The sequence below is a fragment of the Streptomyces sp. NPDC001406 genome (assembly GCF_042895285.1).
GTDB lineage: Bacteria > Actinomycetota > Actinomycetes > Streptomycetales > Streptomycetaceae > Streptomyces.
In genome coordinates this window covers 13,286-26,658 of the sequence record NZ_JBIAWG010000021.1, presented here as the reverse complement: position 1 = coordinate 26,658, position 13,373 = coordinate 13,286, and the positions used below count along the sequence as shown (strand labels likewise).

10 protein-coding genes and 4 pseudogenes are annotated in these 13,373 nt (G+C 70.1%); 10 read left to right on the top strand and 4 right to left on the bottom strand.

Annotation, left to right across the window (positions count from 1 at the left end; genetic code table 11):
* Window positions 1-3 precede the first annotated feature (3 nt).
* From ACFY1J_RS38650 to ACFY1J_RS38640, 3 genes and pseudogenes are all read right to left on the bottom strand, one after another.
* Window positions 4-981 carry an ATP-binding cassette domain-containing protein gene (locus ACFY1J_RS38650; protein WP_390708089.1) on the bottom strand — a complete coding sequence of 326 codons (978 nt, stop codon included), beginning with the start codon at window positions 979-981 and terminating at the stop codon, window positions 4-6.
* A 35-nt stretch (window positions 982-1,016) separates the two neighbouring features.
* Window positions 1,017-1,390 (bottom strand): annotated as a pseudogene (locus ACFY1J_RS38645) (hemerythrin domain-containing protein); the annotation flags it as partial.
* 34 nt (window positions 1,391-1,424) lie between these two features.
* A pseudogene (locus tag ACFY1J_RS38640) lies at window positions 1,425-1,709 on the bottom strand (universal stress protein); the annotation flags it as partial.
* Between the two features lie 129 nt (window positions 1,710-1,838).
* On the opposite strand from ACFY1J_RS38640, the gene ACFY1J_RS38635 reads away from it, so the two are divergent.
* From ACFY1J_RS38635 to ACFY1J_RS38605, 7 genes are all read left to right on the top strand, one after another.
* Window positions 1,839-2,201 carry a hypothetical protein gene (locus tag ACFY1J_RS38635; protein WP_390732905.1) on the top strand — a complete coding sequence of 121 codons (363 nt, stop codon included), beginning with the start codon at window positions 1,839-1,841 and terminating at the stop codon, window positions 2,199-2,201.
* A complete protein-coding gene (locus ACFY1J_RS38630) occupies window positions 2,168-2,803 on the top strand; it encodes an HAD-IC family P-type ATPase (protein ID WP_390732903.1) in 636 nt (211 codons plus the stop codon). Before ACFY1J_RS38635 ends, ACFY1J_RS38630 begins: the two co-directional genes overlap by 34 nt.
* A complete protein-coding gene (locus ACFY1J_RS38625; RefSeq protein ID WP_390732870.1) occupies window positions 2,791-3,504 on the top strand; it encodes an HAD-IC family P-type ATPase in 714 nt (237 codons plus the stop codon). The genes ACFY1J_RS38630 and ACFY1J_RS38625 overlap by 13 nt, the downstream gene beginning before the upstream one ends.
* A complete protein-coding gene (locus ACFY1J_RS38620; protein ID WP_390732869.1) occupies window positions 3,414-4,091 on the top strand; it encodes a hypothetical protein in 678 nt (225 codons plus the stop codon). Before ACFY1J_RS38625 ends, ACFY1J_RS38620 begins: the two co-directional genes overlap by 91 nt.
* Window positions 4,088-4,258 carry a hypothetical protein gene (locus ACFY1J_RS38615; RefSeq protein ID WP_390732868.1) on the top strand — a complete coding sequence of 57 codons (171 nt, stop codon included), beginning with the start codon at window positions 4,088-4,090 and terminating at the stop codon, window positions 4,256-4,258. Before ACFY1J_RS38620 ends, ACFY1J_RS38615 begins: the two co-directional genes overlap by 4 nt.
* Window positions 4,259-4,285: 27 nt before the next feature.
* Window positions 4,286-4,558: a hypothetical protein gene (locus ACFY1J_RS38610; RefSeq protein ID WP_390732867.1), complete on the top strand. Its 273-nt coding sequence runs from the start codon at window positions 4,286-4,288 to the stop codon at window positions 4,556-4,558.
* 371 nt (window positions 4,559-4,929) lie between these two features.
* Window positions 4,930-7,821, top strand: coding sequence for a SpoIIE family protein phosphatase (locus tag ACFY1J_RS38605; protein WP_390732866.1), 2,892 nt, complete (start codon window positions 4,930-4,932; stop codon window positions 7,819-7,821).
* A gap of 31 nt (window positions 7,822-7,852) precedes the next feature.
* Here ACFY1J_RS38605 and ACFY1J_RS38600 read toward each other — a convergent pair.
* A pseudogene (locus tag ACFY1J_RS38600) lies at window positions 7,853-8,804 on the bottom strand (IS701 family transposase).
* 179 nt (window positions 8,805-8,983) lie between these two features.
* Here ACFY1J_RS38600 and ACFY1J_RS38595 point away from each other — a divergent pair.
* The 3 genes and pseudogenes from ACFY1J_RS38595 to ACFY1J_RS38585 form a co-directional block, all read left to right on the top strand.
* Window positions 8,984-9,108, top strand: a pseudogene (locus ACFY1J_RS38595) (IS5/IS1182 family transposase); the annotation flags it as partial.
* A 376-nt stretch (window positions 9,109-9,484) separates the two neighbouring features.
* Window positions 9,485-12,202 (top strand): hypothetical protein, encoded by a 2,718-nt coding sequence (locus tag ACFY1J_RS38590; RefSeq protein ID WP_390707622.1) that lies wholly within the window; start codon window positions 9,485-9,487, stop codon window positions 12,200-12,202.
* Complete coding sequence (locus ACFY1J_RS38585) at window positions 12,199-13,086, top strand: hypothetical protein (RefSeq protein WP_390707621.1); 888 nt, start codon at window positions 12,199-12,201, stop codon at window positions 13,084-13,086. The genes ACFY1J_RS38590 and ACFY1J_RS38585 overlap by 4 nt, the downstream gene beginning before the upstream one ends.
* Window positions 13,087-13,373: the final 287 nt, after the last annotated feature.

Below are 13,373 nucleotides of genomic sequence, written 5' to 3'. Positions count from 1 at the left end.
GGCTCACTCCCTCAGGGCGGTGCCGGTCAGGTGGAGGAAGACCGCCTCCAGGTCGGGCTCGTCGATCTCCACGCTGCGGATGTCGACGGCCTGCTGGTGGGCGAGGTCGAGCAGGTCCGGCAGCAGGCTCCGCGCGTCCTTGACGACCAGCTCGACCACGTCGCCGTGGTCACCGCCGCGGGCGACACCCTCGACACGGGGGAGGCGACGGCAGGTCTCCGCGTACGCCGACAGGTCCCCGACGGCGGTGAGCCGGACCCGGTCGCGCTCGGCCACCAGCTGTACCAGTTCGCGCGGGCTGCCCTCGGCGACCAGGCGGCCGCGGTCGATGATGCCGACCCGGTCGCACAGGCGCTCGGCCTCCTCCATGTAGTGCGTGGTGTAGAGAACGGCCATGCCCTCCTCGCCGAACCGGGTGACGCTCTCGAGGATCGCGTGCCGGCTCTGCGGGTCGACGCCCACGGTGGGCTCGTCCAACACCAGCAGGGTCGGTGAGTGCACCAGGCCGGCACCGATGTTGAGGCGTCGGCGCATGCCGCCCGACAGCGAGTCGACGCGGTCGCCCGCGCGGGCCACCAGGTCGATGAGGTCCAGCACCTCGTCGACGCGGCGCTCGAGCCGACGGCGCGGCAGCCGGTACAGCCGGCCGAAGAAGCGGAGGTTCTCGCGGACGCTCAGGTCCGGGTAGAGCGCCACGTCCTGCGGGACGAAGCCGATCAGCTGCTTGGCGGGCCCGGCCGCTGTGCCCACGGGACGGTCCGCCACGCACACGGTACCGGCGTCGGGGCGCAACAGCCCGCAGACCATCCGGATCGTGGTCGTCTTGCCGGCGCCGTTGGGGCCGAGCAGCCCGTACGTCTCGCCCGGCGCGATCCGCAGGCTCACATCGTCGACGGCGGTGCGGTCGCCGAACCGCCGGACGAGGTGGGCGCAGTCGAGGACCGGCCGTGCGGTGTCCGGGTTTCGCGGGGGATCGGTCATGTCGTCTCCTCGATGAGCGTGGTCCGCAGGGGCCCTCAGGGTGCGAGGGAGAAGTAGCTCTCCTCCTCCTGCGTGAAGTGCAGGCGCAACACGGTGCGCAGGCCGTACAGGCAGGCCCGCAGGTCGTCGAGCTGCTCCGGCGACAGGGATCCGTCGCGGCCGGCCAATGTCACCTGGGTGGCGATGCGCCGGGCGAGTCGTTCGATCTCCGCGGGCGTGCGGCTCATGGTGGCAGTCGCCTCGGGGCCGCGAGACTCGGGGCGAGCGCGGGATACAACTGGTGTTCCTCGGCGTACTCGTGCGGCAGCAGGCGCTCGGTGAGCGGCCGGTGCACCTCGCCCACCGCGGCGAGGGACCGAGGACCCGCTCCGTCCGACAGGCGGTCTGCGGCGTAGCGCACGGCGTCGACGGGAACCGACCACCAGCGGCGTCGCGCTGTCACCCGCGTCCACGAGGGCCTTCGGTGCGGGGTCCGAGACCACTGCCGTGACCAGGGAGAGTCCGCCGTAACGGTGCAGCAGCTCGGCCTCCATCCGCTGCAGCACCTGTCCTCCATAGCACTGCTTACCGAAGGTTTCCTGCGCGATGGGCACGTCGAGCGGCTGGGTGGTCCACGAATGCAGAAGGAGGACGGGCAGGTGACGGTGCACGGCTTCGCGCGCCGCCCACCACGCTGCTGTCACGCTCGCGGGGGAGCCGTCGAATCCGACGACGACAGGTCCGGCCATGGCGCACCTCCGGTCTCGGCGCGACGGATGCCGCGCAAGTGCCTCCCACCTCCAGGCTGGCCGTCGCACGACCAACGGGGGAGGGCCTGACGGTGCGCAGTTGGGGCCCGCATGGCCCACTGCGGCCTGATGTCGTCCGACGGACGCTGGCTTTCAAAGGTGCGGGGCCGCGCGGGACGAGCCCTCGTCGAGGCGAGTGGCGGTGCCCAACTGGTCGTGATCGCGGCCCACCACAACGCCACGGAGATGCTGCCGGGCTCGGCCGGCCGCACCCTCATCGGCCACGCCCGGGTCGACGCCGAGACGGCCGAGGTCGAGCATGCTGCCGCAGCGGCGCAGGACCGGGACGTCCACCTGTTGGCCCCGGCGCGGGTCGCCGACCGTCTCGGCGTCGACCCGGGCGTGGGACGAGCGCCCGGCGGGTCGCCGAACGCGCGGCCGCCCACGGCCCGAACCGGCTGGCCGAACCGTCCCGGCGGCCCAAGTGGCTGAAGTTCCTCGACCCGTTCCGCAACTGGCTCATCGGCATCCTGCTGATCGCCGCCGTCGTCGCCGCGGCCATCTCAGACGTCAAGGACGCCGTGGTGATCACGGTCGTGCTGCAGATCAACGCCGTCCTCGGCTACGTCCAGGAGCGGCGCGCCGAGCGCAGCCTGGAGGCGCTGCGCCGGATGCTCGTGCCGAGCGCCAGGATCCGCCGCGACGGTACCGAACGGGTCGTCGAGGCGGACACCCTGGTCCCTGGGGACGTGGTCCTGCTGGAGGCGGGCGACCGTGTGCCGGCCGACGGCAGACTGCTCGTCGCGGAGTCGGTGGAGGTCGCCGAAGCCGCCCTGACCGGCGAGTCGCAGCCCGTCGCCAAGTCCGCCGCGGCCGTCGCACCGGCCGGCACCGCTCCCGTGCCGCTCGCCGAGCGCACCGGCATGCTGTTCATGAACACCGCCCTGTCCCGGGGCCGCGCCGAGCTGATCGTCACGGCCACCGGCATGTGCAACGCCTCGGCGCGATCGCCGAGGCGTTGCGCGCCGGAACCGAACCGCCCAGCCGCCTGCAGGTCCAACTCGACAGCCTGGGCCGACGGTTGGCGCTGCTGAGCGGCGTCGCCGTCCTGGCGTACACCCTCGTCGCGCTGGTGCGCGGCGAGTCGCTGTCCGGCCTCGCGCTGCGAGCGGTGGCCGTCGCACGCGAGCTCGGCATCGCCGGCGAGGTGGTGACCGGCACCGAGCTGGACCGGATGTCCGAGGACGAACTGGCAGCGCGTATCGACGACATCGGCGTCTTCGCCCGTGTCGCGCCCGGACACAAGGTCGCGATCGTGCGGGCGCTGTCCAGCCGCGGGCACATCGTCGCCATGACCGGCGACGGCGTGAACGACGCGGCGGCGCTGCGAGCCGCCCACATCGGGGCGGCCATGGGCCGCACCGGCACGGACGTGGCCAAGGAAGCCGCCGACATGGTCCTCACCGACGACGACTTCTCCACGATCGTGCGTGCGGTCCGCGAGGGCCGTGCCGTCTACGCGAACATCGTCAAGTTCGTCCGCTTCCAGCCGGCCGCCAACATCGGTGCCATCCTCACCCTGTTGGGAGCCTCACTCGCCGGGCTCCCCGCCCCGCTGACGGCGGCTCAGCTGCTGTGGATCAACATCATCATGGACGGTCCGCCCGCGAGGCCCTGGCCGTCGACCCCGCCCGCGACGACGTCATGCGGCACCCGCCGCGCGACCCGGGCGAGCGCATCCTGGACGCCCGGAGGCTGTCCGCCATCGGCCGGGCCGGCGCGGTCATGGCCGTAGGAACCGTCACCCTGCTGGCCCTGCGCCGCCGTACACTGCTCACCGCCACGGCGGCCGCCGGACCGGCCGCCCTGCTGATGGGACCGGACGACGCCTGGCCGCCACCCCCGCCCCGTCCGGCGCCGGGCCCCTGGACGGCCGACCGACGCCCGGGCACAGTACGACCAGGGCGCGCACGCGCCGCTCCTCGCCGCGCTGCCCGACCTCATCGCCGACGCCCACTCCGCCGCCGCCTCGCGCAGCAGCCTCGACCAGGCCCGGCTTTCCTCCGTGTACAGCCTTGCGTCCGCTGTGCTCATCAAGCTGGGCTCCTACCACCGGGCACGGCTCACTGCGGACCGCGCCCGCACCTGGGCAGAGGTCCGGCTCCCCGCTCGCAGCGGCGGCCGCAGCACGGGAGCCGGCGATCGTACTCCGCCACCAGGACCAGACCGACGCCGCCCAGCGCCTCATGTCCTCGGCGGCCGCAGACGTGGAGGCGACCGGGCTGCGCACCGACGCCACGGCGGCCGCGCACGCGCAGATGCCGTGCTCCCTGGCCTACGCCGCCGCCCGGGGCGGACTGCGCACCGAGGCCCTGGCCATGACCGAGGAAGCCCGCCGCGCCGCGCGCCGCCTGCCCCAGACCGTTCCACCGGGCCGCCTGTTCGCCGTCAGCCCGGCCGCCGTCGAGCTGTATGCGGTCGGCGTGCACTGGGCACTCGGCGACGCAGGCGCGGCCCTGGAGGCCGGGAAGAATCTTCGGGCCGAGTAGTTCCCGACGGCAGAGCGGAAGGCGCGCATGGGCACCGACATGGCGCGGGCCTGGTGGGCGTGGAACCGGCCGGAGCAGACCGCCCGCGCGCTGCTGGACGCCTACCGGGCCAGCCCCGGCGAGGTCCGCGACAGGCTCGCGATCCGCAGCATCGTCACCGAGCTCGCCGGTCGGCATTCATGCGCCATGCTCACCGGCACTGCAGATCAGCGTCCTAACCATCGTGCGGCCACTGATGATCTCTGCGTGGTGTCGCCCTGTGGCCGTCAATGTGTCCGTGACGACCTGTGGGACGAGTGACGGGAGCAGGACCGTGCGTCGCCATGCTGTACGGACCGGGCTCGATTGCCTGGGTGAACGGGCTCTCGCCGCGGCACCCCGGGCATCTACCACGTGGACCGGCCGATCCAGGTGAACACTCCGCCGCCCTGGAACTTTTCTAGTGGCGTGACCGGCCGCGCGACCAACGACCAGTGATTCCCCGACGGCTGCGCAGAGTGCGGCACCGAGTCGACCGCCGACCGGCCGCAGCACGGTACACAGCGCACCCGATGCCTGTACAGCGCAGGCCTATGACTGTTGCGCACAAAATAGGTTGAATGCACAAATTGTTTACTCATATCTATTGATATCGGAAAATCCTGCATACTGGACCACATGTCGTATGCCACATGCGGGTAGGAGTGATCCGGTTGACGGTCGGCTGGGATGAGAGCCGCGGCCTCCTTGACGCCTACGAGCGGTTTCTGGCGGGTGAGCGGGTCGAGGACGTGGGAGACGCCGTCAGGACCCCGATCCTGGCCTCCTGGCAGCGGTGCAGGTCGCTGGGGCTCGTCCCCGACCGGCTCTTCCTCAGCCGTCGTCAGGATATGGACCCGGACGGGCGGCTGTTGAGCGCCGCGGCCCCGGTCCTCGACCGGCTGGCGGTCGCGCTGGACGGACCACCGGTGAGCGTGATTCTCACGGACGCCCAGGCGCATGTGCTGTCGCGCCGGGCCGGCGATGCGGAGCTGAACAGATACCTCGACGCCGCGCACATCTTCCAGGGCATCGGCTTCCCCGAGTCCATCGCGGGCACCAATGCCGTCGGTACCGCGCTGGCCGAACGTCGTCCGGTCTATGTTCTGGGCCGCGAGCACTTCGCGGACTGTATGCGGCTGCTCGCCTGTGCCGGCGCACCCATCCGTGATCCGCTCAGCGGCCGCGTCGAAGGGGTATTGGATCTCACGTGCTTCCGAAAGCATTCCGATCCGGTGTTGCTGCCCCTCGTGAAACAGGCCGCCGGCGAGATCGAGCAGCGGCTGCTCGAACAGGCCTCACAGCGTGAGCGTGAACTGCTGGCCGAGTTCCTGCGCACCCGGCGGGTCGCCCGAGCGCCCGCCGGACCGCTCGGTGAGCCTCCGGAGGGACCGGCGGCCGCGGGCTTGATCGACCCCATCGATCAGGCCGTCCTTCGGGAGAAGGCGCAGGAGCTGATCGCCTCCCCGTACAAGACGGCCACCGAGGTGAATCTGTCCGGCGGCCGGACCGCGGTGCTGCTGTGCCGCGAGGTGTGTGCACCCTCCGGCGAGGCCGGGATCGCCGTGGAAGTCGCCGTACTCTCTGGCCCTCAGTGCCGTATACCCATGCCCGCAGGACCCGAGGGTTCCGGCGCGGGCTCGCTGGTGGCCGAGGCACCGACGCCGTCGGCGGCGGTTGCGGCTTCCCTTCATCCCACCGGAGCGCGAGCGGCCGCGGGCGCCGCCCCCACAGTCCCGGCCACACCCACGGCTCCGGCGGCACCGAGCGAGCCGGTTCCCCATACGCACGCGGGGCTGTTGCTCCTGGGCGAGCCGGGAGTCGGACGGCTCGCCCTCCTCGCCCGCAAGCGGCTGGAACTGCTGTACGACGCCAGCGTGAGCATCGGCCGGACCCTCGACGTGACCCGTACGGCAGAGGAGCTCGTGGAGACGGTGGTGCCGCGGTTCGCCGACTTCGTCGCCGTCGACCTGCCCGAATCGGTCCTGCGTGGCGAGGAGCACACCGATCTCGGCGAGGGCCTGCGGCGGGTGGCGCTCGGGGCGGTACGCGAGGGCTCGCATCTCTACGCCGTCGGCGAGAAGGTCAGCTGGCTCCCGGCCTCACCGCAGGCGCGCTGCCTGGAGACCGGGCATCCGGTGCTGGAGCCGGATCTGAGCCGGGCCGTCGACTGGATGGACAACGACCCGGGGCGCAGCCGGAAGGTCCTCGCGTCCGGAGTCCATTCCCTGATCACCGTGCCGATGCGGGACCGCGGAGTCACCCTCGGTGTGGTCAGCTTCTACCGTGCCGAGAACTTCGCCGCCTTCGAGGACGATGACCTGTGGCTGGCCGGCGAGCTGGTCTCGCGGGCCGCGGTCTGCATCGACAACGCCCGCCGCTTCACCCGCGAGCACACCATGGCACTGGCGGTGCAGCGCAGCCTCCTCCCGCGGGGTCTGCCCGTTCAGAACGCCGTTGAGGTCGCGTACCGCTACCTGCCCGCGCAGGCCGCGGTGGGCGGCGACTGGTTCGACATCATCCCGCTATCCGGCAGCCGGGTGGCTCTCGTTGTCGGTGACGTCGTCGGCCACGGCGTCCATGCCGCCACCACCATGGGTCGGCTTCGCACCGCCGTACACAACTTCTCCGCCCTCGACCTCCCGCCCGAGGAACTCCTCACCCACCTCGACGACCTGGTCGGCCGCCTGGACGCCGACAGCGGCGGGAACGACGGGATCATCGGCGCCACGTGCCTGTACGCGGTGTACGACCCGGTGTCCCGGCGCTGCACGTTCGCCTGTGCCGGCCACCCCCCGCCGGCACTCGTGCTGCCCGACGGCACCGTCGACTTCGTCGACGTACCCACCGGCCCGCCGCTGGGTCTCGGCGGACTGCCCTTCGAGCCCTACGAGATCGAGGTGCCCGAGGACAGCCGGATCGTCCTCTACACCGATGGACTCATCGAGCAACGCGGCCAGGACCTCGACACCGGGCTCAGCCGGCTGCGCCGGACGCTCGCCGCCCCCCGGCCGTTCACCGATTCTCCGGAGGAGACCTGCCGGGCCGTCCTGGACGCCCTGCTCCCCGCCCATCCCTGCGATGACATCGCGCTGCTCGTCGCCCGTACGCGTGCTCTCGACGCCGGACGGACGGCGCACTGGGACGTGTCGGCCGACCCGGCCGAGGTCCCGCGGGTCCGCGCGGCGGTCACCGGGCAACTGGAGAAGTGGGACCTCATCGAGCAGGCACCCACCACCGAGCTGATCGTCAGCGAGCTGGTCACCAACGCCATCCGGTACGGCGGTTCCCCCATCCGGCTGCGGCTGATCCGCGATCACACGCTGATCTGCGAGGTGACGGACGGCAGCAGCACATCCCCGCGCTTGCGGCGGGCCCGCACGACGGACGAGGGCGGACGCGGCCTCTTCCTCGTGGCCCAGCTCGCGGAACGATGGGGTACGCGCTACACACCCGACGGCAAGGTCATCTGGACCGAGCAGCCGCTGCCTCCCGACGGCTCCGACGGCTCGGGCGGTCCGGATGGTCCGGACGGCTCCGACTAGTACTCCAGCCGGACTTCTGTATTTGTCCTGGTCAACGGCCTGGCGGTGGGGAGTGTAGAGATTTCGACCGGTGTGAGGTCCACGAGGTCGGGGGTGTCGGCCTCGGTACCCCTTTTCCGCGCTCCTGCACGGCCATGACCGAGAGGAACGCGAGGGCGAGCATGGCGAGCGTCATGTGCCGGTACCAGCCCACGTAGCGGCGGACCTCGTACTGGTCCAGGCCGCACTCGTTCTTCGCGCTCTGGAAGGACTTCGATCTTCCAGCGGCATCCGGCAACACGGACAGGTCGGCGACGGTGGCCCTCCAGCGGGGCGCAGGCGAGGTAGGAGGCGATCTCGTCGGGCTTGCTGATGCTGCGGCGGGCCGGCATCCACCGCTGCCGGGTCGGTTCGTTGCCGTCGAACTCCCACACTGCGGGCAGACGGGCGGCGGCTCAGTCGTAATGCCGTTCGCCCTTGGTGGCGAAGGTGCGCTCGTCGGGGATGCGATCCGCTTGGCAGCGTTCCCGGTCGTCTGTCCAGGACTTGGGCAGGTAGAGCTCGCGGTCGACCAGGGCGTGTCCGTGGGTGGTGGCGTAGGCGGCGAAGACGCCGATTTGGCAGTTCTCGGTCCGTCCGGCGGTGCCGGTGTACTGGCGTTGCACTCCGGCGGAGGTGGCGCCCTTCTTCACGAAGCTGGTGTCGTCGAGGATCAACACGCCTTCTGCGTAGCCGAGTTGCTCGGCCAGGTAGGCCTGCAGGTCGTCGCGCAGGCCGTCGGCATCCCAGCGGCTGTGGGAGAGCAGGTGCTGCAGGCCGTGCGGGGTGGTAAGGCCGGCGTACTCGGCGAGCTGCCAGCTGTTCTTTCGGCCTACCGGGCCGAGCAGTCCACGGACGTAGTCCCGCGTCCGCCGCCGGGCTTCCACGCGGCAGAAGCGGGCTCCGGTCTGCAGGAAGAGTTCTTCGAGTTCCAGGTCCCAGGCGTTCGTCGGTACGTCGTGGATCACGACAACGGACTGCTCGGAGCATCGTCATCACATGCGGCGCGGGCACACGTTGGGTGGACGGTCGGCCCAAGACCGTCCCGCGCAGGCCACACCCCCGTACAGGGGCCAGACTTCGATACTCGTCGATGAATGCAAAGGTATCTCTCGGCGCTCAAATCCCAAAAGATCGGTTCTGGCTGCCGTGTCCCAGGCGGGAGTTGAGCGTTCGTCCGGCATGGGTACGTCGCCGTGGATTGTGTCGGACGAGCTGTGGGAACGCCTAGAGCCGCTGTTGCCTCAGCGCAAGCGCCGCATTCGGTACGGGCTTCGGCTCGGGCATGACCTGGTGGCGGCGGCTGCGGGCAGGCAGGGGACCACGGTTTGTCGCCATGGCGGCGTCTGCCGTCCGGGAGCACGCGTGTCGGATTGCGGGTCATCCCTGACTCCTCCGGGGCAGCCGCCGAGCGGGGTCGGTGCGGCCGTCGGAAGTGGGGGAGCTGGTGGAAGCGTGGCGGCGGCGTCTCGATGAATGCGGCGCGGAGGCAAAGGAGTTGAAGCGGCGTCACTCACTATCACCCCATACGTCTGCTGCCGTCGCAATTCATGCGGGTTGCGTGTCCGTTCACCGTCTCCGCCGCTAGCCTGACGGCGGTCCCCGGGCACGGGGGTCTCATCGGCTGCTCGGGGGGTGTCCGAACGTGCTGGTTCTCAGTTTTCTCGGCAAGTCCGCTTCTGCTGCGCTCGACAGCGGGTTCAGCGTCTGGAGCTACAAGGTCGAGTCCAATCAAGGGGGTTCGTCGGGGGCCGGCGAGCTGGCCGCGGGATTCCGGGTCGCGCTGAGCCTGCGCCGGGGCGTGGACGCGCGCGGCGGCGACCGCTACCCCGGCATCCCCCAACTGGCGGGCATCACCGTCCAGCAGGACGCTGTCTCGGGCCGGGTCCACGTCGTGCGGATGATCGACACACCCGGGCCCCAGACCCTGTCGTTCGCCGCGCCGACGGGCGAGAGCGCTGGGGACGTCCAGCTCGCCCGGGCCCCCGAGGGGCAGAATCTCGCGCCTGTGCAGTTCCTCGTCCCGGGCGTCAGCACACCCCAGTCCGTGCAGGTCCTGACCGTGCCGACCGAGGGAGCCTTTGTGCCCAACGGCCGTCCGGCGGCCGACTTCCGCGGGGCCTACCCCTACGCGACCGAGGTCTTCGGCGTCTATCAGCCCCTGGCCGGCTGGTTCGGCCGACAGGGTTCGCTGCGCGCTCTACAGGGCCTCGGCCTGGCGCCACGGCCCACCGGTGCGGCGTTCTACGGGTCCGACGCCCGCACCCTGCGGCACGAACAGCTCGCCGCCCTGGCGGAACAGGTCACGGCCGCCGCCCAGGGCGTCCTTTCGCCGGTCGGAGTGGTCAACCTCTTCCGGCAGTACTTCTTCGAGTTCGACAGTTTCCTCGGCGGACCTGTCGGCCACGTCTGGCTCAGCCCGGGCGGCACGGTTGAACTCGTCGAGACCAGCACCCGCAGGGTTCTCGTGGAGCGGACCAGTGAGCAGTCGGAGGAGGTCTCCCGCAAGGTCGAGGAGAGCCTTACCGAGCAGGACGACATCGCCGACGCAGTGAAGGAGGACAACGCCAACGACACCTCGCTCGGCATCAGCGCGACCGGCGGCGCCAACGCCGGCATTTACCACGCTGACGCCAGTGCCAGCTTCAGCTTGCACACAACCGTCCACAAGTCCTCCGAGGAGACCCATAAGCACAGCCGTACCCAAAGCTCCAAGGCGAGCAGTGAGATCAAGCGAAACTTCAAGACCACATTCAAGACGGTCACCGATACCACCGACACCTCAAGCCGCCGCTACGTCCTGCAGAACCCGTCCACCAGCCAGTTGGCCAACTACGAGCTGCGACGCAAGATGCGTAAGGTCGGCGTCCAGTTGCAGCACATCGGCACGCGCTTGTGCTGGCAGGTCTACCTCGACGCACCTGGCCGCGATCTGGGGGTCGCCGAGCTGGTACACACCGTGGCGGCCCCGGACCTGTCCTCGCTGAAGAAGCCCGAGCCACCGGCGCCGCTCGAAACCAAGATCACCGAGTTCACTGGGTCGTTCCCGGTGCGCAAATATCCCGGCACCGAGAACGACATCCCGCCCAACGAGGATTTCCCCTTCCACGACGACGGCTCGGACCGCATCATCAGCCACAACAGAAACGACCACATGGTGGCCACGGCCCCCTTCACGGCGGATCCGCCGGCGCCCGGCTACACCCTGGTCCACGTCGCGGTGAAATCGGCCAAGTCCGGGGGCGGCGACGGCAAGTTCATCGCTGAGGAGCCCATCACCATCAAGGACGCCGTGCACGGCCGGTTCGAGGTGATCGCCGACTTCCTGAACTCCGGCGACGCTCGCGTCCTGCAGCTGACCTTCTCCCTGACCTGGAGCCCGCCGGCGCAGAATCCGGCGCAGGCGCAGTACCTCGCCGACAAGGCCGACTACGACCGGAAGGTCGCGGCGATCCAGCACCAGGCCTACGGCGAAGCGGTCCGCGATCGCGTGAAGCTGGTCTCCGCCATGCGTCCGCGCCCCTCCGAGGACCTGCGCAGCGAGGAACGCCAGACCGTCTACGGCGCCCTGATCCGGGAACTGTCCCTCTTCGAGGACGCCCACCTCGGATCCGAGCTGATCCGGCAGATCTTCGACGTGGACGAGATGCTCTACTTCGTCGCCCCCGACTACTGGCGCCCCCTCCCGGTCCCGGCCCCCGACCCGCTCCCGCACCCCACCCCGGCCACCGTCGGCCGCTATCCGGTCCCGCCGCCGCCCTGGGCCACGTCCGACCCCGCCGTTCTGGAGGGCCAGACCGTGGGCGGTTGGTACTCGCACACGGGCCAGGACAACGTGGTGGACCCTCTGCTGCACGCCACCCCTGAATGGCGCCTGAACTACCCCATCACCGAGGACAGTCAGCCCGCACCGATGGGCAGCTCACTGGGCTGGCTCATCCAGATCGACGGCGACGAACGGCGCAGCGAGTTCCTCAACGCGGCCTGGGCCAAAGCCGTGCTGCCGGTGCGGCCCGGTCATGAGACGGAGGCGCTGGCCTGGCTGGCCGCGGCCGATGTGGAGGGTGAAGCGGCGCTCGACCTGCCCTATCCCTTCCAGCCCGGTGACCCGACCGAGTACCAGGGCAAGAAGGTCGGCGAAGTCCTCGGCCTGCTCGCCGCCGAACTCCAGCGGTCGAACCTCGACTTCACCAACGGCCTGGCGACCGAGCGGGTCTTCGAAACGGGCTTCGACCCGCTCCAGGGCGGATTCCGTCCGCCCGCCCCGTACGAGATCTTCGACCAATGGGTCGAAGTCCTGCCCACCGACCAAGTGGTGGCGGTACAGGTCGCCTACGACCCCAAGACCGGGCAGCAACTGTGAGCCACTTCTGCTTCCAGGCCACCCAGACGCAACAACTGTCCCAGCTCACCCTGCGGGTGGGGGAGGAGGCGCGGCCGATCCTGTGGAAGGGAGTGGGGCCGGACGATCCCGTGCACACGGCCGTCTTCTTCCAGGACCCGACGGTGGTCTTCTTCGACGAGAAGGAGCCGGTGAACGCCCCGCAGCGGGCCTTCCGCAAACTGGAACTCACGGGACGGTCCCCGGGCACGGGACGGTTCCGGGCGGTCGAAGTGCCACGCACGGGCGATTTGAGAGCGCTCGGCGAGATACAGATCGATGTACAGGACGTCGAGGACAAGGACGCCGACCTGACGTACTCGGGCAAGTTCCTGTACTGGCACAGATCCCAGCCCACCTTGGTCAGGCCGGCGGGACGGCTTCTGTTCGCGGCGACGTCCGGAGACGAAACCTCCCAGATGGCCGCGTTTCAAACGATCAAGAACCGCGGGCCTCTGCCCGAGGGGCTCTACTCCTTCGTCACCCATGTCAATCCACGGCAGAACTCCGTGCGGGCGGCGAACCTGCGGGGAGACGCGGCCGTGATCAACCACCCGGGGGAGAGCGGGATCGAGTTCCTGCCCATCGGGGGCGCCGGCCCCACCCAACCCGCCTGGGGCACGTTCCGTGTCGCGCTGACCCCGGTCCGCGGCAACATGCACGGCCGCGACAGCTTCTACCTCCACAACTCGCACAAGGGGTTCAGCCACGGATGCATCGAGGTCGGGAGCTCGGCCGACGGTGACGACTTCTTCACACTCCTGCTCGCCTACTCGGCCGAGAAGAGCAGGAAGCGGAGCCTGACCCTGCGCGTGAAGTACTCGTACCCCGAACAGTTCACTCTGGGAGCCACGAAGAAGCCTTGAGAAGGAGCCGGGCAAATGAGCCCGGGAACGCAATCAGCCGGTGACCGTTTCCCGCAGAGTCACCAGGTGATCACTTACGGTGAATGATGGACTCGAACCCGCGGCAGTCGCACCGCAGCCGGGCAACACAGGCTGGCTGCTTCTAACGAGCCACCAGCAAGACCACCGTGCGCCGACCCGAGTTCAGTCCCTCCCCGCTGACGCAATAGACCGGGGTGCGGCTGCCCCTCGCCCCGCTGCGGGAATCCCTGGTGGTGGCAACGCCTCCGGCCCAGGCCGTGCTGGGG